This is a genomic window from Tunturiibacter lichenicola (genome assembly GCF_051013355.1).
Classification (GTDB): domain Bacteria; phylum Acidobacteriota; class Terriglobia; order Terriglobales; family Acidobacteriaceae; genus Edaphobacter; species Edaphobacter lichenicola_F.
In genome coordinates this window covers 1,218,212-1,237,919 of the sequence record NZ_CP132944.1, presented here as the reverse complement: position 1 = coordinate 1,237,919, position 19,708 = coordinate 1,218,212, and the positions used below count along the sequence as shown (strand labels likewise).

At 57.4% G+C, this 19,708-nt stretch carries 20 protein-coding genes; 6 read left to right on the top strand and 14 right to left on the bottom strand.

The features are described from left to right. Positions 1 to 187 precede the first annotated feature (187 nt). Positions 188 to 1,291 carry a DNA-directed RNA polymerase subunit alpha gene (locus tag RBB82_RS05330; RefSeq protein WP_433974084.1) on the top strand — a complete coding sequence of 368 codons (1,104 nt, stop codon included), beginning with the start codon at positions 188 to 190 and terminating at the stop codon, positions 1,289 to 1,291. A gap of 180 nt (positions 1,292 to 1,471) precedes the next feature. After that, a complete protein-coding gene (gene rplQ / locus RBB82_RS05325) occupies positions 1,472 to 1,951 on the top strand; it encodes a 50S ribosomal protein L17 (RefSeq protein WP_433974083.1) in 480 nt (159 codons plus the stop codon). A 181-nt stretch (positions 1,952 to 2,132) separates the two neighbouring features. Here the strand turns inward: rplQ and RBB82_RS05320 are convergent, their stop codons facing one another. Next, a complete protein-coding gene (locus RBB82_RS05320) occupies positions 2,133 to 3,518 on the bottom strand; it encodes a diguanylate cyclase (protein ID WP_433974082.1) in 1,386 nt (461 codons plus the stop codon). A gap of 278 nt (positions 3,519 to 3,796) precedes the next feature. On the opposite strand from RBB82_RS05320, the gene RBB82_RS05315 reads away from it, so the two are divergent. Together RBB82_RS05315 and RBB82_RS05310 are read left to right on the top strand one after the other, a co-directional pair. Then, positions 3,797 to 4,228 (top strand): hypothetical protein, encoded by a 432-nt coding sequence (locus tag RBB82_RS05315; RefSeq protein WP_433974081.1) that lies wholly within the window; start codon positions 3,797 to 3,799, stop codon positions 4,226 to 4,228. A 19-nt stretch (positions 4,229 to 4,247) separates the two neighbouring features. Then, positions 4,248 to 5,456: a lactonase family protein gene (locus RBB82_RS05310; protein WP_433974080.1), complete on the top strand. Its 1,209-nt coding sequence runs from the start codon at positions 4,248 to 4,250 to the stop codon at positions 5,454 to 5,456. Between the two features lie 88 nt (positions 5,457 to 5,544). On the opposite strand, the gene RBB82_RS05305 is transcribed toward RBB82_RS05310, so the two are convergent. The 9 genes from RBB82_RS05305 to trpE form a co-directional block, all read right to left on the bottom strand. Next, positions 5,545 to 6,591 carry an NAD(P)-dependent alcohol dehydrogenase gene (locus RBB82_RS05305; protein WP_433974079.1) on the bottom strand — a complete coding sequence of 349 codons (1,047 nt, stop codon included), beginning with the start codon at positions 6,589 to 6,591 and terminating at the stop codon, positions 5,545 to 5,547. A gap of 19 nt (positions 6,592 to 6,610) precedes the next feature. Then, on the bottom strand, positions 6,611 to 7,603 hold the full coding sequence (locus RBB82_RS05300) for an energy transducer TonB (protein ID WP_433974078.1): 993 nt from the start codon (positions 7,601 to 7,603) through the stop codon (positions 6,611 to 6,613). 34 nt (positions 7,604 to 7,637) lie between these two features. Beyond that, complete coding sequence (locus RBB82_RS05295) at positions 7,638 to 8,177, bottom strand: adenine phosphoribosyltransferase (protein WP_433974077.1); 540 nt, start codon at positions 8,175 to 8,177, stop codon at positions 7,638 to 7,640. A 6-nt stretch (positions 8,178 to 8,183) separates the two neighbouring features. Beyond that, entirely contained in the window at positions 8,184 to 8,465 is a 282-nt protein-coding gene (locus RBB82_RS05290) for an acylphosphatase (RefSeq protein WP_433974076.1), read from the bottom strand. A 109-nt stretch (positions 8,466 to 8,574) separates the two neighbouring features. Continuing rightward, positions 8,575 to 9,132, bottom strand: coding sequence for an elongation factor P (efp, locus tag RBB82_RS05285; RefSeq protein ID WP_260737031.1), 558 nt, complete (start codon positions 9,130 to 9,132; stop codon positions 8,575 to 8,577). A gap of 159 nt (positions 9,133 to 9,291) precedes the next feature. Then, on the bottom strand, positions 9,292 to 10,224 hold the full coding sequence (locus tag RBB82_RS05280; protein WP_433974075.1) for a nuclease: 933 nt from the start codon (positions 10,222 to 10,224) through the stop codon (positions 9,292 to 9,294). Between the two features lie 12 nt (positions 10,225 to 10,236). Further along, the gene (locus tag RBB82_RS05275) at positions 10,237 to 10,824 is read right to left on the bottom strand and encodes an anthranilate synthase component II (RefSeq protein ID WP_433974074.1); all 588 of its coding nucleotides are present in this window, start codon (positions 10,822 to 10,824) and stop codon (positions 10,237 to 10,239) included. A 58-nt stretch (positions 10,825 to 10,882) separates the two neighbouring features. Then, positions 10,883 to 11,149, bottom strand: coding sequence for a hypothetical protein (locus tag RBB82_RS05270; protein WP_433974073.1), 267 nt, complete (start codon positions 11,147 to 11,149; stop codon positions 10,883 to 10,885). Between the two features lie 210 nt (positions 11,150 to 11,359). Continuing rightward, positions 11,360 to 12,904: an anthranilate synthase component I gene (gene trpE, locus RBB82_RS05265; RefSeq protein WP_433974072.1), complete on the bottom strand. Its 1,545-nt coding sequence runs from the start codon at positions 12,902 to 12,904 to the stop codon at positions 11,360 to 11,362. 233 nt (positions 12,905 to 13,137) lie between these two features. On the opposite strand from trpE, the gene RBB82_RS05260 reads away from it, so the two are divergent. Together RBB82_RS05260 and pgsA are read left to right on the top strand one after the other, a co-directional pair. Next, positions 13,138 to 14,403: a Glu/Leu/Phe/Val family dehydrogenase gene (locus RBB82_RS05260; RefSeq protein ID WP_433974071.1), complete on the top strand. Its 1,266-nt coding sequence runs from the start codon at positions 13,138 to 13,140 to the stop codon at positions 14,401 to 14,403. Positions 14,404 to 14,952: 549 nt separating this feature from the next. Further along, positions 14,953 to 15,645 (top strand): CDP-diacylglycerol--glycerol-3-phosphate 3-phosphatidyltransferase, encoded by a 693-nt coding sequence (pgsA, locus tag RBB82_RS05255; RefSeq protein ID WP_433974070.1) that lies wholly within the window; start codon positions 14,953 to 14,955, stop codon positions 15,643 to 15,645. 55 nt (positions 15,646 to 15,700) lie between these two features. Here the strand turns inward: pgsA and RBB82_RS05250 are convergent, their stop codons facing one another. The 4 genes from RBB82_RS05250 to RBB82_RS05235 form a co-directional block, all read right to left on the bottom strand. Next, positions 15,701 to 16,153 (bottom strand): YybH family protein, encoded by a 453-nt coding sequence (locus RBB82_RS05250; RefSeq protein WP_433974069.1) that lies wholly within the window; start codon positions 16,151 to 16,153, stop codon positions 15,701 to 15,703. A gap of 165 nt (positions 16,154 to 16,318) precedes the next feature. Then, entirely contained in the window at positions 16,319 to 17,158 is an 840-nt protein-coding gene (locus RBB82_RS05245) for a cysteine hydrolase family protein (RefSeq protein ID WP_433974068.1), read from the bottom strand. Between the two features lie 77 nt (positions 17,159 to 17,235). Continuing rightward, the gene (locus RBB82_RS05240; protein ID WP_433974067.1) at positions 17,236 to 18,759 is read right to left on the bottom strand and encodes a fumarate hydratase; all 1,524 of its coding nucleotides are present in this window, start codon (positions 18,757 to 18,759) and stop codon (positions 17,236 to 17,238) included. Between the two features lie 140 nt (positions 18,760 to 18,899). Further along, a complete protein-coding gene (locus tag RBB82_RS05235) occupies positions 18,900 to 19,649 on the bottom strand; it encodes a hypothetical protein (RefSeq protein ID WP_433974066.1) in 750 nt (249 codons plus the stop codon). Positions 19,650 to 19,708: the final 59 nt, after the last annotated feature.

The following is a 19,708-nucleotide window of genomic DNA, read 5'->3' as shown; positions in this document are numbered from 1 at the left end:
TCATTCCGCAGCGCAGCGGAGGAATCTGCTTCTCCTTCGCTGCGTCGTGAATCGTCAACAAAGAACAAAAGGTTTGCCAGACCAGGACATCAGGTCTGGCGAAAAGCAGCACACAACCTAACCCGTAACCGCAACACCCCGCCATCTCGCAGAATGCATCGCGAGTGAGCCGGAAAAGGAGAAACACATGCTTTGGAGAGGTTTTCAAAAGCCCAAGCGTCTCGCAGTCGACACCGAAACACTCAACGAAAAATACGGCAAGTTCTCCGCGCAGCCCTTTGAGCGCGGCTTCGGCACGACCATCGGCAACGCGCTCCGCCGCACCCTTTTGTCCTCCATCGAAGGCGCAGCCGTCACCGCTGTTCGCATCGAAGGCGTCCTACACGAGTTCCAGTCCATCACCGGCGTCGTCGAAGATGCGACCGACATCATTCTGAATCTCAAGCAGATTCCATTCAAGCTTGCAGGCGAAGGTCCCAAGGCTCTTTACCTCCGCGCCGACCAGGCCGGCGTCATCACGTCCGGCATGATCGAAGCCGACGGCGACGTCGAGATTCTCGACAAGAACGTCTACATCTGCACCGTTTCCGAAGGCGGTAAGATCGACATGGAGATGCGCCTCAAGCGCGGCCGCGGCTACATCTCAGCTGACAAGAACTTCGACGGTGACCTCGGCCTCGGCTTCATTCCGGTCGACTCCGTTCACTCGCCTGTCCGCAAGGTCAACTACCTCGTTGAAGCGGCTCGTCTCGGTCAGATTACCGACTACGACAAGCTCACCATCGAGATCTGGACCAACGGCACCGTGCTCCCCGCAGACGCACTTGGCCTTTCCGCTAAGCTGCTGAAGGACCACATGACCATCTTCATCAACTTCGAAGAGGAGATGGAAGCCGGTCACGACGGTCTGCACGACGGCCCGGCCATGCGCAATGAGAACCTCAATCGCTCGGTCGAAGAGCTTGAACTCTCCGTCCGCAGCTACAACTGCCTCAAGAACGCCAACATCGCCACCATCGGCGAACTCATCCAGAAGACCGAAGCCGAGATGCTCAAGACCAAGAACTTCGGCCGCAAATCCCTGAATGAGATTAAAGAGATCCTCGCGCAGATGGGCCTGTCCCTCGGCATGAAGATCGACGAGAACGGCAACCCGCAGCCCGGACCCACCTCCGTCCTGCCCGCAGCTACACTCGCCGCCAGCTTCGGTAACTTTGATGACGACGATGACGAAGATGAAGATGAGGACGAAGACCTCGACCTCGTCGGCACTGAGCCAGAGAACTTCTAACAAGACCTGCGGCGGTGGAGTTCGATCCGCCGCCGCAGTCTTACCTGAAAACGCGAGCGCAAGCCGCGTAGCAACAAGCCCACAAGTATCAGGGGCTGCTTCACCCGCGCCAGCCTCCACCGAGCGCATATTCTAAGCAGCACCGACTCACGGCCATAGCCGAGTCGAAGGAGATCACCGATGCGTCACCGCAATGCAGGATACAAATTAGGCCGCAACACCAGCCATCGCCGCGCCATGCTGCGCAACCTCGTCACCTCCGTCATCCTGATGGACCGCGTCGAGACCACCATCACCAAATGCAAGGCCACTCGGCCGCTCATCGAGAAGATGATCACCCTCGGCAAGCGCGGCACCGTTCACGCCCGCCGTCAGGCTGCCGCCTATCTCATGACGCCCGAGTCGGTCGACCGTCTCTTCGCCACCGTAGCCCCGCGTTACGCCGCACGTCAGGGCGGATACCTCCGCATCACACGCCTCGGAGCCCGCAAGGGTGACGCCGCCGAGATGGCCTACATCGAGCTCCTCGGTGCCGAGCACGAGCTCAACGAGAAGGCCCAGAAGCGCGCCGAAGCACGCACCAAGAAGCGTGAAGAGCTGGCCAAGCAGATGGAAGAGCAGAATCCCGGCGATGCCGGCGATCCAAACGCGGAAGCATAAACACCTTCCCAATCTGAAAAAGCGCACCTTTTAGGTGCGCTTTTTGTACCCCAAAACTAAAAGTCCAGCCATCGGTCGGGCGCATCATTCCCGCGAAGTGGCTGTGCGAACCAGGGTCCTGCAAACGTGTCTTGATTTTGGGGTGACCGAGCGCAGTGGGCCCATCAGGCAGGACAAGCCGCTACCCGCTATGCACCATCACGCGATTCTTACCCGCCCGTTTGGCAGCATACAAGGCCTCATCCGCCAGCTCGACCAACTGAAACCCATTCTCCAGCGACTCATTCATCGAAGCCATTCCAACGCTGATAGTCAGCGGCTCATTCTCCCAGTCTTCACTTGCAACCCTTTGCATCACACGTCGAGCCAGCCCCATGGCGCTCTCTTCGCCGCTTTCGGGCAGCAACACCACAAACTCTTCACCGCCATAACGTGCAGGCAAATCCGGCAGCCGCACCGTTGTCCGCAGAATCGCGCCTAACCGCCGCAAAACCTCATCCCCCGCCGCATGTCCCCAGCGATCATTGATCGTCTTGAAATCATCGACGTCAATCAACAGCACCGAAAGCTCCCGCTTCCTTCGCCGAGCCATTGAAAACTCCATCACTAGCCGCTCTTCAAACGACCTGCGGTTCCTCAGGCCAGTTAATTCATCGGTCACAGCCAACTTACGAAGTTGGTCATTGGCCTCCTCGAGCTCACGATGGTAACGTTCCAGCTCCGCGTGGTGCGCGACCTCTTCCGACACATCTACCGCGACCCCCGCCAGGAGAACGTTCCCAGCCGAATCATGACAAGGAAATTTAAACGACCTCAGCGAGCTGACCGTCCCATCCGTATTGCGAATATGCTCCTCGGTTTCGACCATCTTGCCTCCGGCCATCACCTCCAGGTCATGCGTTCGCACCGATTTGGTCAACTTCCGCGACCACAGCTGCTCATCGGTCCGTCCTAGCCACGCGTACTCGCTTACGCCAAACCGTTGCGCGAAGCTGCGGTTATAAAATAGCAGCCTTCCAGCAGCATCCTTGATATAGCTCAGAAACGGGCTGGCGTTCATGAAGGCGCGAAACAGCTCTTCGCTCGCCCGTAAACCAGCGGTCGCCTTCTCCTTTTCTGCCAGCGCCTGCTCCAGCGCCCTGCGCTGCACCACTGCCTCCAGCCGCACACTGATCTGCCGCCCCAGAACCTCTAGCGTGCGACCCTGCTCCTCGCTCAAGATACGCGGAGCCATATCCACGACACAGAACGTCCCCATCGGTTCCCCATCCGATCGGAACAGCCCCAACCCCGCAAAAAATCGAATCGTCGGCTCTCCCGTAACTAGCGGATTACCTGAAAACAGCTGATCCGCCAGAGAGTCTCTTACAACAAAAAGCTCATTCTGCCGAATCGCGTGAGCGCAAAATGCGACCTCGCGCGGAGTCTCCCCCATCTTCAGAATCTCGGACGCACGATGCCATTGGTGCCGCTCATCCAGCAGCGTTACCAAGCCAATTGGAGTTCCGCAGATACAGGCAGCAAGCTGCACCAGTTCTTCGCATTCAAGCTCTGGCTGGGAGTCCAACAGTTCACGTGTCCAAATCGCCCTTAAACTAGCGGCTTCTGCCTCTGTTCGACGCACGTTCATCCATCACCGTAAAGATAAAGGAAAGGATAGCCGCGGTGACCGGCATAAGCTAGAAGGAATTTCAAGTGCTTACGAAAGTAACCTGCAATATTATTCCCAATGTGGGAATCTCCAAAGATCTCCTTCCCTAACTCCCAGATAAAGTGCCCGACAAACCCTTTCGCCCCAGCCGCACCTTGCTCAACCCTCCACCCTGCACTAATCTAGAACCAATCATGTATGAAGACTTCAAAATAACCGACCGCTGGACCGGAGAAGACCTGCACTGCGTCTGGAAGGGGACTATGGTCGCCATCGCCACCCGCCACGCCGACGCCACCGACATCCGCTTCGCCGTCAACGGCCGTCCTCTCTGGATCGCGATGCCGAACTTGGCCTGGGTCGAGCAGAAGCGCCGCACCGGTCACGTCATCACCGACTATCTTGCCGCCCAGGCTGCCGGTCGCTATCTTCAGCACGCAATCCAGTCCGGTTACGACAACGGTCGCGAGATGTACACCATGACCGTCGACGAGGTTCTGGAGCACGCCAACGCCGTCGTCAAAGAAGCTGGCCGCACCGATTATTTGCCGAGCCTGCCCGTCATCAACGAGAACATCCGAGCCGAAGACGAGCTAGGCATCCACCTTCCAGGCGAACCAGCATAACCTTCCAGGGGTTTGGTCCATGTCTACGCGCCGAAGATTTATTGTCTCGTTTTCTGCCTTTGCCGCGTCTGCCCGAGCCATAGCCGACTGGCCAATCCGCAAGAAAAAACTCCTTCCCCCAACCCCCGTTCACGTCTACTTCGGAACCGATACGAACAAGGGCGTCAGCAAAGGCATCTACCAATCAACCTTCGACCCCACCAAAGGTCAGCTGACTCCTCCGGTCCTCGCCGCGGCCACCGGGCGTCCGTCCTTCCTGGCCGTCTCACCCCCCGGTCCGGGCCGACGCTCCGTCTACGCGGTCAACGCCATCAACGATCCTGCCGCAACCGTTACCACCTTCACGTTAGACCCGACCTCAGGCAGCCTCCACCAGTCTGGTCAGGTCCCATCCGGCGGTGCAGGACCTGCATATGTCTCGGTCGACTCCACCGGTCACGCCGCTTTTGTCGCGGACTACGTGGGCTCAGCCATCGCCTCCTACCGTATCCAGCCCGACGGCACCCTCAGCCAGCCAGTCGGCCGCCTCGACTTTAAAGACCACAAAAAGTTCGGCGCCCTCGGCCCCGTCTCCAGTCGTCAAGACAACCCCCACCCCCACTGTGTCACGATCTCTCCCGACGACCGCTTTCTTCTGGTCTGCGATCTCGGCACCGATCACATCTGCGTCTTCTACATCCACCCCGAGACTGGCGAGCTCTCCGATCCTCATCTCTTCACCAACGACCGCCCTGGCTGCGGTCCACGCCACGTAGCCTTTCATCCCAACGGCCGCTGGGTCTATTGCATCAACGAGATTGACTCGACGATCGACCGCTGCCTCTGGACCGCCACGCAATACAGCGACACCCCGCAGGGTCTGTTGGTCAACGCAAACTTCTCCATCAAAACCATCGCGGCAGACTTCCCCGCCAGCAAGAACACCGCCGCTGAACTCGCCATATCCCCCGACGGCTACTTCCTCTATGCGAGCAACCGCGGCGAAGACTCCCTCGTAGTCTTTTCAATCAGGGCCAAAGACGGCAACCTCACAGAGGTTCAGCGAATCCCCTGCGGCGGCAAAACTCCGCGTCACTTCACCCTCGACCCCACCGCTGAGTGGCTCATCTGCGGCAATCAGGATTCTGCAAATGTTACCGTCTTCAAGCGCGACACAGTAACCGGCAAACTCTCCGGCCCCACCCAGACAGTCTCGATCGATTCACCTTTATTCACGCTCTTCGTCTAGAGCGCGCTCGCAAAGCTCGATGTCAGCTCACACCGGAATCGCTCGAAGCGGCCGCATCACAACGGCGGCTGCCACTAGCAACCACAGCTTAGCCCTTCGGCAACGTAGCCATGTCGATGACAAAGCGATACTTCACATCCGCCTTCACCACCCGCTCGTAAGCCTCGGCAAGTTTGTCGACGGACGTCAGTTCAATGTCGGACACGATGTTATGTTCGGCGCAGTAGTCCAGCATCTCCTGCGTCTCCTTCATCCCACCGATTCCCGACCCAGCGAGCGACCGCCGATTTGCCACAATCGAAAACGGAGCTACGCTAAGCGGAGTCTCAGGCAGCCCCACCAGGCACAACGTACCATTCAGCTTCAGCAGGCCAAGATATTGATTGATGTCGTGCGGTGCCGACACACAATCAAGAATGAAGTCGAAGCTCCCCGCATGCTTCGCGACCGCCCCAGCATCCTTGGTCACGACAACCTCGTCCGCGCCCAACTTCTTCGCATCCTCAATCTTGTTCTCCGACGTCGTGAACTGCACCACATGCGCGCCAAACGAATGAGCAAACTTCAAGCCCATGTGACCCAGCCCGCCCAGCCCAACCACGCCGACCTTGCTGTTCTTCCCCACCTTCCAGTGGCGCAAAGGCGAGTACGTCGTAATCCCCGCACACAGCAGCGGAGCCACAGCAGCCAGGTTCAGCTTCGGCGAGACCGTATGGACATAATTCTCATCCACCACAATGTTGTTGGAGTATCCGCCATACATCACCACGCCTTCATAGTCGCGCTTGTTGTATGTCTCAACCGCTCCCTTTATGCAGTACTGCTCCTCACCCGCCTTACAGTTGGCGCAAACCCTGCACGAGTCGACGATCACGCCAACCGCAGCCAGATCCCCAACCTTGAACTTCTTAACATCGCCGCCAACCGCAGTGACATGCCCCACAATCTCATGTCCCGGCACCATCGGGTAGATCGACCCACCCCACTCGTCCCGCGCCTGATGAATATCCGAGTGGCAGATCCCAGAGTATGCAATCTCGACCACCACATCATTCGCCCGAGGCTCTCTCCGCTCAAAGTTGAACGGAACCAGAGGCGACTTCTTATCATGCACCGCATATCCACGAGACTTCATTCCTGCTCCTTTTCGCTAATTATGATCCAAAATTAAAGTTCACAGTGATGTGTGTCTCAATGTCTGTCGGTCTTCCATCCAAAAGATAAGGCGTATAGGTCCATGTACGAACAGCGGCAATCGATGCAACTGCAAGATCTGTTGCCGGAGCGGAAATTATCCTCAGAGAATGGATGCGTCCGTCACCTCCAATTCGAGCCGCTAGAACAACTGATCCCGAGACGTGGTTTTTTCTAGAATCCGGTGGGTAATGGGGCGCGTCACCGCCGATCTTTCGACCATTAGTTACAACGCCTTCCATGGAGACAGGTTTTACTCCGACTTTCTCCAGATCTGGAGATGGGTCAAGATCACCCGCAACGACAGTCATCGTCTGTAAAGTTTCTAAATGAGCAGTGATTGCCTTGACCGATCCCTCGTAGATCGTCTGATCGCTCACAACCCTTCGTTCCTGAAAGACACCAATTCGGTCTCTTGATAAAACCTGTGAGCCAAAGTCATAGCTAAGGCGCAACCTGTCATTATCGCGATCCAGGCAGTATGTCGGAAAAAGTCCAAGAGGAGGATTACTGATGTTCTTGACCTCTTGCACCAGCATGATGCAATCCGTTTTAACGTTCCCAAAGTCCTGTTGTTGCAAAGTCGGCTTCGATGGGGCAAAATCCTGCGCGCTCTGTATCGGGTGGACAACTTGCCGCAACGCCAGCTCTAACAAAGCTGGCGCCACTACTGCCCCTCTGCTACGTAAGATGCCATCCTTGGTGTGAAGCTCAGTGGCCGTGTAAGAAGGGCTCGTGTAATCGATCTTAAAGCTCGACGGGCCTCCCCACCATTCCTCAATGGCGCCTTTTTCCGTGGCGACGCCCTTCACATCAAACAACTGAAAGCTCAGCTTCAGATGCCACGGCTTCAACTGCGGGTCGTCAATTGAGTTCAAAATGATCGCACTGTGCAGTCTATCCGCCGCCAGATTACTCTCCGCGCTGGCATGGCCCAGAAACGCAGAAACCACGATGGCACATACAACGGTTCTTAACCTTTCGCGCCTACTCGTCATAGTGCAGCAGGCTCAGTACGTCATACTCCTGAAACTTCTCGCGGCCCTTCAGGAAGTCGAGTTCGATCGCAAACCCGAGGCCAGCAATCTCCCCACCGAGTTGTCGCACCAGGCGCACCGTCGCCTCCATCGTTCCGCCTGTCGCAAGCAGGTCGTCGACGATGACGACTCGCTCGCCAGGTTTGATCGCATCCAGATGAATCTCTAACGAGTCCGTGCCATACTCCAGGTCATAGTTCACCCGCGCCACTGGTGCGGGCAGCTTCTTCGGCTTACGCACCGGCACAAAACCCGCATTCAGTCGGTAAGCCAGCGCTGGTCCAAAGATGAATCCACGCGCCTCGATCCCCAGCACTGAGTCAATCTCTTTGCCAATGTAGTACTGCGCAAACGCGTCGATCAACGTGGCAAATCCTGCCTTGTCTTTCAACACGGTGGTGATGTCGTAGAACAAAATCCCAGGCTTCGGAAAGTCCGGAACAGTCCGGACAAGCTCTTTCAGTGGCTCACAATTAATCGGTAACGTCATCAGTTCTTACCAGGCTCCCTCAATCTCAAATGACCCGAGCGTCGCGCCCTCGCTCTCGGCCAGTTCATTTTCCAGTACTGCATCGACGCGGCTGCCGCGCGAACCCTTGTGCAGCGCATCCTTCAACTCAACAAGCTCACTCGGTTCACCTGCCGCAAGCACCTCGACGTGACCCTGATCCGTATTGCGAACCCATCCCCGCAACCCGATCTCAGCTGCCTCCCGCTGCACGAACCAGCGAAAGCCGACCCCTTGCACGCGACCTTTCACAAGGTAATGGCACACCATAGAGCATCCAGTGTCGCAGAGCCACTCCACCCATGCAAGACGAGCCAGCACAATGCAAAAAAGAGGTAGAGCCCGATCGACTCCACCTCTCTTTCCTTTCTGCAAATCCCTACGCGCGGCTCATATAGGCGCCTTCCGCCGTATCCACGCGAATCTTCTCGCCCTCGTTGATGAACGGTGGAACCTGCACCACCAGCCCAGTCTCAAGCTTCGCAGGCTTGGTCACCGAAGATGCCGTTGCCGACTTGATTCCCGGCTCCGTCTCAACGACCGTCATCTCCACCACGCCCGGCAGCTCGATACCTACTGCCTTTCCATCATGGAAGCTCACGCTGATCGACAGGTTCGGCATCAGGTACTCCACCGCATCGCCCAGCGTATCGCGAGTCAGCATCGTCTGCTCGAACTTGTCGTCCATGAAGTAGTAGTCGTCGCCGTCGTTATACAGAAACTCCATCTTTACTTCGTCCACGATCACGCGGTCGATCGGGTCGGGCGAGCGGAAGCGCTCAACGAACATCGCGCCGGTGCGCACATTGCGCAGCTTGGCCTGAATGAAGGCCCGAAGATTGCCAGGCGTACGGTGTTCGACCGAAAACACAAGGTGAAGATCGTCCTTGAACTTGATAACCATGCCCGGGCGCATCTGCGTTGCGGGAATCGACATAAAGAAAACCTCTAATCTGTGCTGAATTCAGCTATTTGGAAGATTGTCGTTGCGGGGCACAAGCATCCCTGCCGGAAGGCCCACAACCCTTTAATTGTAGCTCAGCGAGCTGTCTTCCGCTCTCACCATCCACCCGAAACCGCGCCTCAACCCCCACACTCATCCGCCACCAAAGATGCGCTTGAAAAACCGCCCTATCGCGTGCCCAAAGCCATGTTTCTGCGGCGTCGCAGAGGGAGCCGCCGCATTTACGGTTGTCGTCGCGGCAGTCGCATCGGCCTTGGGAGCCGCAGCAGGCTCAGCCAGGCTATCCGCGCCACCACTCGAACTCAGCGTCGCTGAAACCTGCTCATGCAAAGCTCCCTCAGGAGCCTGTGGAGGCACAGCAGCGGGAGCCAATCCAGCGCTCACTGCGGCAGGGAAGGGGTGCGCCTCAGCAGCCGTCTTCGCTGCATCACCCGAACCCGGAGCCCCGCCACTCAAAAGCGCATCCGCCACCGTCATCGTCGGCTGCTCCGGCGGACACCCGCACGAAGAGTTCTCATGATCCACCACCTCTTTCAAGCTCGCATGTTCAAACAACACATGCTGCCCCGCCCTCAGCTCATACGTCCCATCGCCAAACGGATCGGCAACATTCAACACCGGTGCCTGCGCCCCACGATTCTCAACGCACGTATCGCCATTCTTCGTTACCCGCAGCTGCAGATCGAGCGGCCCATCCCCCTTCAAGCTGAACCGAAGATCCGGCGTCATCACCACGTCCCTGGTCGTCGCCGCCATCTTCACCTCAATTGCCCCGCGATCCAGCGCCAGCATCAACGCTGGCGTCACGCCAGCAGCACTCTGCCCGGAAGTCACATGCAGACCACTCGTCGCGCACACCTTCACCGACCCGCCGCGCTTCAGCTCAACCTCAGCCGTCTTATCCCTCGCCGTAACGGTCGTATTCCCCACCAGCACCGCCCGCCCATTACTTACCTCGAGCGCCCCTGCAATCGTCGCATCCTGCACCCCAACCGTGCCGATCGCCTGTTGCGCTCGCCCCAGTCCACAACCCATCGCGAACACAAGAATTACCCGACGCACCATCACAACCCCGTCCTACATCTTCAAAAAATTCTGAATGATCTCTTTGCCGTGCACAGTCAGCACACTCTCGGGATGAAACTGCACTCCTTCAATCGGCAATTCGCGATGGCGCAGCGCCATAATCGTCTCCTCATCAGCCGTCCGCGCCGACACCTCCAGTTCCTCCGGCAACCCCTCATCCGACACAATCAGCGAGTGGTACCGCGTACACGTCATCGACGTCGGAATCCCCGCAAAGATGGTCTTCCCATCATGCTCAATCTCGCTCGTCTTGCCATGCATCAGCTTCGGCGCACGAATCACATTGCCCCCAAACGCCGCCCCGATCGCCTGATGCCCCAGGCACACCCCAAGGATCGGCACCCTCGGCCCACCCGCCTCCCCCAGCGCGGCGAAGTGCTTGATCAGCTCCATGCTGATCCCCGCATCCTGCGGCGTACAAGGCCCCGGCGAGATCAGGATCCTCTCCGGCCGCAGCGCCTCAACCTCCTTCGGCGTCAGTTCATCGTTGCGCCGAATCACCATCTCGGCCCCAAGCTCACCCATATACTGCACCAGGTTGTAAGTAAACGAATCGTAGTTATCCAGAACAAAGACCATATCGTATTAAATTCTACGCCCCGCTCGTCTAAATACGTGGCCCACTGAAAGTCCGAAGCTACACTGAAATTCCTTCAAGCATGCCAACGAGCGATAGCGTCGCCAAAGCAATTATTAGAGCGACAATCAACCACTTCTGGGCTCCTTTTGCAGCGGCGACGATAGTCACGATGATGCCAATCGGAGCCGTTAGAAACAACAGAGCCAAGTCCAGTGTCTCTGGATCTTTCCAAGGCGGGAGCGACTGACTAGGTTTTAGGGAATAGTAAAGATAGACAAAAGCGGCATATGCTGCGTTTGCACTCGCTATGCCAAGCGCTGCCATGACTACAGGCTTAGGCCATCCAAACCTACGTCGTGTGTAAAGCCTCGCCCATACAAAAACTGTAAGCACCAGAGGGCCGCATGTTAGAAGCACTGGGATAATTCTTAAAGCCATTTTTACTCAGAATTCCTCGTTCGACGTTCCTCTCGATGGTAGCCGATAGCTTCGAATAGAGGGACCACTGCTGATTGGTATTTACGAGTCGCCTATCTAAACACCCCGCGCCCGCTCAATCGCCCGCACTACCGCCCTTGCCTTATTCACCGACTCCTCAAACTCCTTCTCCGGCACCGAATCCGCCACAATTCCCCCACCCGCCTGAAAGTGCCCCCGCTCCCCATTCATATACAGCGTCCGAATCGCAATACAAGAATCCAGATTCCCGCTGAAGTCCGCATACAGCACACTCCCGCCATACACCCCTCGCCGAGCCGGCTCCAACTCCTCAATAATCTCCATCGCACGAATCTTCGGCGCACCACTCAGCGTCCCGGCAGGGAAGCACGCACGAAACGCATCCACCGCACCCAACTCCGGTCGCAGCCTACCCTCAAGCGAACTCACCATATGCATCACATGGCTGTACCGCTCGACGAACATCAGATCCTTCACCTTCACGGACCCGAACTCGCTCACCCGCCCAACATCGTTCCGCCCCAGGTCGACCAGCATAATGTGCTCCGCTACCTCCTTCTCATCCGCACGCAGATCGGCCTCCATCGCCTGATCTTCCACCTCATCCGCGCTCCGTGGCCGCGTCCCCGCGATCGGCCGATACTCCACCTCACGCCCATGCACCCGCACCAGCAGCTCCGGCGAAGACCCCACAATATGCGCCTGAGAACCTGCGACCTTGCGTCTCTTCTTCGCAGACTTGGGCTTCTTCACCTCATCCTCCAGTCCAAATCGCAGAAAATACATATACGGCGAAGGGTTCACAATCCGCAGCGCCCGATACACCTCAAACGCCTCCACCCCCGGCTCGCAATCGAATCTCTGCGATAGCACACACTGAAACACGTCCCCCGAGGCGATGTACTCCTTCGTCTTCTCAACACCCTTCAGATACGTCGCTTTAGGAGTACGAGCCGTAACCTTCAGTTTGCCCAGCGGCTTCTTCTTCCTCTGCAGCGGAAGAGCGTCCGCCAACCGCCTCTCCAACTTATTCAGCCGCCTGACCGCACGCTCATACGCACCTTCGCGATCTTCCCGCGTGAGGTCCGCCGTCACCATCAAGTGAATCTCCTTCTTCACATGGTCGAACGCCAGCACCTGATCAAAAAACATCAGACAAGCATCGGGAACCCCAAGCTCATCCTTAGCCAGCGAAGGCAGCTTCTCGATCTGCCGCACCACGTCATACGCAAAAAAACCCACCGCACCAGCAGTAAACGGAGGCAGCCCCGGCAGCTTCGCCGGAGTATGCCCACTCAACGCCCGCTTCAACTCTTCAAAGATGTCCCCCTCAAACGTGCGCTCCTTCCGCCCCTCACGCACCGTAATCTGCGTACCCCGCGACACCATCTTCTTGTACGGCTGCACGCCGATAAAGGTATAGCGACCCACATGCTTGCCGCCCTCGACCGACTCCAGCAGAAACGCCTCCGGCTCCTCCGACGCAATGCGCAGAAACGCCGACACCGGAGTCTCCAGATCTGCCGTAATGGTCCGGTAAACCGGCACAAGCGAGTGGTCGCGGGTTAACTTCAAAAATTCACGAGCGGAGGGAAGGGAATCAGAGTCAATAGAAGACATGGCACTTCCATCATAAATGTGCCTGTCGGAGGGACTTTTTAGCCCATTTTTGACCCATTATGTCAAGCTGGCTACTCCCCCATCGGTCTCATTGCACATCGTCGTTCCACACGCCTATACTCCTCGAGTTTGGCCACCGACCGGTCTGGCACAAGCTGTATCCTTGCTTCTAGCGGAGGCACACGATGGCCGGAGAATCGCTGATACCAGCAACAGAAAAAAGGAACGTCACAATGCAGACCCTCACACTCGAGCAGGAGACAAACCCCTGGGAAGCCCAGGCCGCTCGATTCGACTTCGCAGCACAAAAGCTTAACCTCGATCAAGGCATCTGGAAGGTTCTCCGTTACCCCGCCCGCGAACTCATCGTCCACATCCCCGTCGGCATGGACGACGGCTCCATCGAAGTCTTCACCGGCTACCGCGTGCAGCATTCGGTGGCCCGCGGCCCCGCCAAAGGCGGCATCCGCTACTCCCCCGACGTCTCCCTCGACGAAGTCCGCGCCCTCGCCTCATGGATGACCTGGAAGTGCGCCGTCGTCAACATCCCCTTCGGCGGAGCCAAAGGCGGCGTCATCTGCGACCCCAAGAAGATGTCCCAAGGTGAACTCGAGCGCATGACCCGACGTTACACCGCTGAACTCATCGAGTTCCTCGGACCCGAAAAAGACGTCCCCGCCCCCGATATGGGCACGGACGAACAGACCATGGCCTGGATCATGGATACCTACTCCATGCACATGCGCCAGACCGTCACTGCCGTCGTCACCGGCAAGCCCGTTAACATCGGCGGCTCCCGTGGCCGCAAAGAAGCCACCGGCCGCGGTGTCTCCGTTGTCTGCGACGAGGCTATGAAGCACCTCGGCATGTCCATCGATGGCTGCCGCGTCATTGTTCAGGGTTTCGGCAACGTCGGCTCCAACTCCGCTAAGCTCCTCGCGCAAAAGGGCTACACCGTCACCGGCATCGCCGAGTATGACGGCGCTCTTTACAACGCCAATGGCATCGACATCCACGCACTTATTCAGCATCGCCAGAAGACCGGAACCATCACCGGCTTCACCGAGGCTGAGGCCGTCGACAAGCACGAGCTCCTTACTTACAACTGCGAGATTCTCATTCCAGCAGCCACCGAAAACGTCATTACCAGCAAGAACGCCGACCGCATCCGCTGCAAGATCCTCTGCGAGGGCGCGAACGGCCCCACCACTACCGTCGCTGACGAGATCCTCGCGGACAAGCGAGTATTCATTATTCCCGACATCCTTGCCAACGCCGGTGGCGTTACCACCAGCTACTTTGAGTGGGTGCAGGACCGCATGGGTTACTTCTGGACGGAGGACGAGGTCAATCAACGCCTCGACAACATCATGAAGGAGAGCTTCTGCGATGTTGTGAACTACGCCCGGAACCACAACGTCAACAACCGGATCGCTGCCTACATGCTGGCAATCGATCGTGTTGCCTACACCACGAAGCAACGCGGTATCTACGCCTAAATTGAACAAACGCAACTTAATCACACGCAACAATGAGGCAGCCTGAAAGGCTGCCTCGTTCGGTTAGTGTCTCCTTCCTCGCCGCACCGTCTTCTGATAAGGACTCCTGTATTTCGTCTTTTCGGAGTCCTCGCGTCTGACGGCACCTTGGTGACGTATTTTGGCGGTCTCGGTCGGGTATTTTTGCGGATTTTTTTTGAGGGGACTTCGGGGGCGGTTTTTGATGTTTTGCTGGGTTTTCGGAGGGGGTTTTGGGAAATTGGGTGGAGAAAATGTGGTTTTTTGATGGTGAAAACGTGGTGTTTTGCGTGGTAAATGTGGTGATTCGACACCGCTTATTTTGGCGTTGAAAAATGCGCCACGTTTTTCATATTTATTTTTGATGGCTGTTACTGGTTACGGCATTCGCCAATCGTTCGATCAAACCACCCACCTTTCCTTGCGTCCAACCCAAGTCAGACTTCTTAAACCTGCGTCTATGTCACTGTGTCAGAATGCTATTGTTGGTGCCGCGTTCCGCCTGCGTGGCACGCATCTAACGATCGTCCGATGAATCTGCCTAACTCCATCACGATGAGCCGTATCGCATGTATCCCGCTGCTTATCTGGATACTGTCGCCCGTATTTCCTTTCACGGGCGGGCATGGCGCTACGGGTTTGCGTGGCGGCGAGCAGGAGATCATCGCCAGCATCGTCTTCATCCTGGCCAGCATTACCGATGGTTTGGACGGCTATCTCGCCCGCCGCCGCCAGCAGATCACCACCACGGGTATTCTGCTCGACCCGCTCGCGGACAAGCTCATGATCACGGCGGCCTACATCATCCTGATCGCCTACACCCCCGGCATCGTGAAGCCCTGGATCGCCATCCTTGTGATCGGTCGTGAGTTCCTTGTCTCCGGCCTGCGCAGCATCGCTGCCACCGAAGGCTTCACGATTGAGGCCAGCGAGATCGGCAAGCTGAAGACAGTTATCCAGATCGTCTCGGTCGTGGCCGCCATCCTTGCCCACCGCTGGGATTACTGGAACTGGGGCGGCTACATCGTCGGCGTTCACTTCATCGCGGTCACGGCCATCTACTGGATGACGATCGTCTCCATCATCTCCGCCATCGACTACTTCATCGGTTTCTGGAAGAAGATCGACCACGCCTCCGACAAACGCCGCAAACGCCGCAGCTTCGTGCTCAGCCGCAAAAAGAAGCCGCTGCCCCCTGCCGAACACCCCTCCCGCATCAGCTAATCTGCAAGTCTCGCCCGATTCTGCAACACAGCCCAGCGCTTCGCTGGATCATGCTTCATTTATCGGGAATGACCATGTTGCGGAAGATCTTCCATGTGCCATCTGGTTGTTTTTGCCAAACCGTTAGATACTTCTCGACCAGATCTTTGCCCCCGCTGAACGTAGCCTCGGCCTGGCCCCATTCATAGATAAAGCTTCCTTGCTCTGTGGCCCCCTGCGTCTTCACCGTAGCAGAGCGCGCCCGTCCACGAGCCGCAAGTTGCGTTGTCATCTTTCGCTCGATCTGCTCCCGTCCGCGAATACATTCTCCTGCCGGTCCACAATCGACGGCGTCTTCGGCATAGGTTGCAATAATACGTTTGATGTCCTCGGTCTTCACTCCATCGACCCAGGCCTGATTTCCAGCGTCGACCGCAGCCCGCGCCGCGGCGTCTGGTGTCTGCGCCATCGAAAGCATCGCTATCGAAAACAAACCACCGATAACACCTAAGGATATGTGAATTTTCATCGGACGACTCCTCCCTGACCTCATCGAGTGACGTGTGCTCATGGCCGCCTATCGGACGCCATGACACAATATTTCTCTTTGACTCCAGGAGACAGGTTCCAGCTACCGTCGGCGTCTCCCGACCACTCATCCGGAAATCGTCGACTGCACTGCGGCGTGCACCGTCTATGCTGATTGGGCAGGTGATTCGAGAGCTTTGATGAATTGCTCCGAACTGGATACCCAACCCAATATCGTTTCAATGAGCAACAAAGATGCTTCGTGATTGCCTCTTGGCAGGCCGTAGCCTATAGGCTCACCGGTGCAATCCGCCAGCAGCAGGGGCGAGTAGTCTCGGAACATCGCGTCGCGGATCGTGGACTCCACGCACACGCTCGTCGTGCACCCGGTAAAGATGAGATAGCGCGCTCCCAGACTCTTCAGCTTAGAGTCCAGATCGGTCTGATAAAAGCCACTGAACCGGTGCTTGTAGATTAGCGTGTCGGCAGGTGCCGGCTTGAGATCGCTGACTATGTCTGTGTTCCAGGTGTCCCGGACCAGAATCCGGCTCTCCGTACCGTTCGGCGCGTGAACTGCCGTCCCGACACCCATCCGCTCGTGGTCTCTCCAATTCGGCGAGTCGCGAAGCCCCATGTCCGAAAGATCGGGCCGAAATGCCATCTTCAAATAAATGATCCTGATGTCTGCCTTCCGGGCAGCCGCAAGCACACGGGCCGTCGGCGCCACTGCCCTTTGAATCATCGAGATATCGATTCCGGCTCGGTCAAACATCCCTTCGATACTTCCGAAATCGTTCTGCATGTCCACGACGATCACCGCAGTCTTTGCAGTATCAATCGTGATCGATTCGGGCTTCGCATCGATTCTAATAATCCTGCTTACCGTGTTCTGGGTCGGTGCACTCGTCTGTTCTGCTGAAGCGGATTTTTCACCCGCGCGTTCAACTTGCGAGACGGCGATCACTTCCCGGTCAAGATCAAGGGTTCGAGGAGCCTTCTTTTTCATGTAGACCACCCAATTCTGATAAGCCCAAAACCAGCTTAACCATCATCGTTTTAATTAGATACTCCTGTCGCAGGCAGCTACTGCAGAATCGGAATTCCAGCGATTCTGCGCGACCACTCTTCGGGGCCGGTTGTGTGTACGCTGGTCCCTTTGGTGTCGACGGCTACAGTCACGGGCATGTCTTGTACTTCGAACTCGTAGATGGCCTCCATGCCGAGGTCCGCGAACGCGAGGACCTTTGAGCTTTTGATCGCCTTCGACACTAGATAAGCTGCTCCGCCAATCGCAATCAGATACACCGCCTCGAACTCGCGAATCGCATCGATTCCTGCTGGGCCACGCTCGGCTTTGCCGATCATTCCGAGCAAGCCAGTCTCCGCGAGCATCTGCCGGGTGAACTTGTCCATGCGTGTCGCCGTCGTCGGTCCTGCAGGCCCTACGGCTTCATCGCGCACCGCTTCCACAGGCCCCACGTAGTAGATAAACCGGTTTTTGAAGTCCACCGGCAGCTTCTCGCCCCGCTTCAGCATGTCAGTCATGCGCTTGTGCGCGGCGTCGCGGCCAGTCAGGAGCTTGCCCGAGAGCAGAATCACCTCTCCCGGTTTCCAGGTCTTCACATCCTCATGCGTCACGGTATTCAGGTCCACTCGACGCGCAGTGTGTACGTCGTACTCGAGCTTTGGCCATGCATCCAGCTTCGGCGGATCGACCATGACGGGACCGGAGCCATCGAGATGAAAGTGCAGATGCCGGGTTGCCGCGCAGTTTGGGATCATCGCGATGGGAAGATTCGCTGCATGGGTTGGGAAGTCCATAATCTTCACGTCGAGCACGGTCGTCAGTCCGCCCAGCCCCTGCGCTCCGATGCCCAGCCGGTTGACCTTCTCATACAGTTCGATGCGCAACTCTTCAATCTTCGTCTTCGCTCCGCGTGCGATCAGCTCCTGCATGTCGATGGGGTCCATCAGCGACTCTTTCGCCATCACCATCGCCTTCTCCGCGGTCCCTCCGATGCCAATCCCCAGCATCCCCGGAGGACACCAACCCGCGCCCATCGTCGGCACGGTCTTGACCACCCAATCGACAATCGAGTCCGATGGATTCAGCATGGCAAATTTGCTCTTTGCCTCCGAACCGCCGCCCTTTGAGGCGACTGTGACATCCACCTCGCCGCCCTCGACCAGCTCCACGACCACCATCGCAGGAGTGTTGTCCCCTGTGTTCCTCCGCGTGAATGCCGGGTCTTCCAAGATGCTTGGCCGCAACACGTTGTCGGCGTTACGCCACGCCTCGCGCACGCCCTCATCGACCATCTCCTGCAGGTTCATCATGCCGCCGATGCCGGGCTCCCACTTGACCTCCATTCCCACCTTCACGAATGCCGTGACAATTCCGGTGTCCTGGCAGATCGGCCGATGGCCCTCGGCACACATGCGCGAGTTGATGAGAATCTGTGCCATTGCATCCTTCGCGGCGTGACTCTGCTCCATCTCGTAGGCCCGAGCGAGGTTCGTAATGTAGTCCACCGGATGGTAGAAGCTGATGTACTGAAGCGCATCCGCCACACTTCGGATAAAGTCATCCTGCTTGATCGTCGCCATTACGAACTGCCTCCCACAGACGGTCGCAATGTGTCACCGCCTGCGCCTAGTATTTTACGTGTGCGATCGCACTTGTTCCCAAACGTCAAAACGGGTGCGGCGAAGATCCTCGCAGCACCCGCTTCAGCTCACGGCGATTCTTACTTTATTTTTCCGAACCGATACACGAAGCCAACGTTGACCCCGAAGTTGTTCTGAATCGTCCCGGCTGGTCCGTGCGTTGTGTCTTCCGGATCGAGCCGGAAGAAGGTTCCAACGTAGGTTGGAGTTATCCGAAAGGCGAGGTTGGGAAAGAGGTTGTAGTCGAAGTTGGCTCCGAGGCTGAAGGCCGGCTTCGTCGTGGACTGCCAGACGCCAAGATCCTTGGACTGAAAGCCCTTCGCCCCGCCGTCAAACTTGCCCAGCACCGCTCCGCCTTCGCCAGTGACGCTGACTGCGATCTTCTCTTTCGCATACACCCGGTACGCCACGCCGCCCATGAACGGGTACTCCGAGATCTGCGGATTGAACGGTAGAAACACCGGAGGGCCGCCGTCCGGAGAGCTGGTGTTGTTCCCAATCTTTGCGTTCCCATAGGCTCCGCGAACATCGCCGATAATGCCCAGCTTTGGATTGAGGAAGTAGGTCCCCGTCATCCAGAAGGTCACTTCGTTATTCTTCTGCAGTATCGAACCAGGCTTAAACCGCAGATACCCGCCGCCGCCGCCAACTTCCCACCGATGGCTGTAGGTCTCGGCGATTGTCCTCGCAATGCGGGCTTTGCGGTTGGCGCTTGACTCCCGCCGGGTCCGATGCGTTACCTGGGCTTGTACCGCTACTGCTCCGCTGGCCATAAAACCCGCCAGCAACACTCCTGCTACGCACTTCACACTCGACCTGAAACCGAACATCAACGATTACTCCTGCACAAGCTTGGCTTTGCTATTGTGGAACGTGAGACCCGCCTGCT

Coding starts and splice junctions, on each gene's coding strand:
- RBB82_RS05240 (WP_433974067.1), bottom strand. CDS start 18,759: ATGGCGACGATCAAGCAGGATGACTTTATCCGAAGTGTGGCGGATGCG.
- RBB82_RS05235 (WP_433974066.1), bottom strand. CDS start 19,649: ATGTTCGGTTTCAGGTCGAGTGTGAAGTGCGTAGCAGGAGTGTTGCTG.
- rplQ (WP_433974083.1), top strand. CDS start 1,472: ATGCGTCACCGCAATGCAGGATACAAATTAGGCCGCAACACCAGCCAT.
- RBB82_RS05260 (WP_433974071.1), top strand. CDS start 13,138: ATGCAGACCCTCACACTCGAGCAGGAGACAAACCCCTGGGAAGCCCAG.
- RBB82_RS05250 (WP_433974069.1), bottom strand. CDS start 16,153: ATGAAAATTCACATATCCTTAGGTGTTATCGGTGGTTTGTTTTCGATA.
- efp (WP_260737031.1), bottom strand. CDS start 9,132: ATGTCGATTCCCGCAACGCAGATGCGCCCGGGCATGGTTATCAAGTTC.
- RBB82_RS05310 (WP_433974080.1), top strand. CDS start 4,248: ATGTCTACGCGCCGAAGATTTATTGTCTCGTTTTCTGCCTTTGCCGCG.
- RBB82_RS05275 (WP_433974074.1), bottom strand. CDS start 10,824: ATGGTCTTTGTTCTGGATAACTACGATTCGTTTACTTACAACCTGGTG.
- trpE (WP_433974072.1), bottom strand. CDS start 12,904: ATGTCTTCTATTGACTCTGATTCCCTTCCCTCCGCTCGTGAATTTTTG.
- RBB82_RS05315 (WP_433974081.1), top strand. CDS start 3,797: ATGTATGAAGACTTCAAAATAACCGACCGCTGGACCGGAGAAGACCTG.
- pgsA (WP_433974070.1), top strand. CDS start 14,953: ATGAATCTGCCTAACTCCATCACGATGAGCCGTATCGCATGTATCCCG.
- RBB82_RS05305 (WP_433974079.1), bottom strand. CDS start 6,591: ATGAAGTCTCGTGGATATGCGGTGCATGATAAGAAGTCGCCTCTGGTT.
- RBB82_RS05270 (WP_433974073.1), bottom strand. CDS start 11,149: ATGGCAGCGCTTGGCATAGCGAGTGCAAACGCAGCATATGCCGCTTTT.
- RBB82_RS05290 (WP_433974076.1), bottom strand. CDS start 8,465: ATGGTGTGCCATTACCTTGTGAAAGGTCGCGTGCAAGGGGTCGGCTTT.
- RBB82_RS05280 (WP_433974075.1), bottom strand. CDS start 10,224: ATGGTGCGTCGGGTAATTCTTGTGTTCGCGATGGGTTGTGGACTGGGG.
- RBB82_RS05330 (WP_433974084.1), top strand. CDS start 188: ATGCTTTGGAGAGGTTTTCAAAAGCCCAAGCGTCTCGCAGTCGACACC.
- RBB82_RS05295 (WP_433974077.1), bottom strand. CDS start 8,177: ATGACGTTACCGATTAATTGTGAGCCACTGAAAGAGCTTGTCCGGACT.
- RBB82_RS05245 (WP_433974068.1), bottom strand. CDS start 17,158: ATGAAAAAGAAGGCTCCTCGAACCCTTGATCTTGACCGGGAAGTGATC.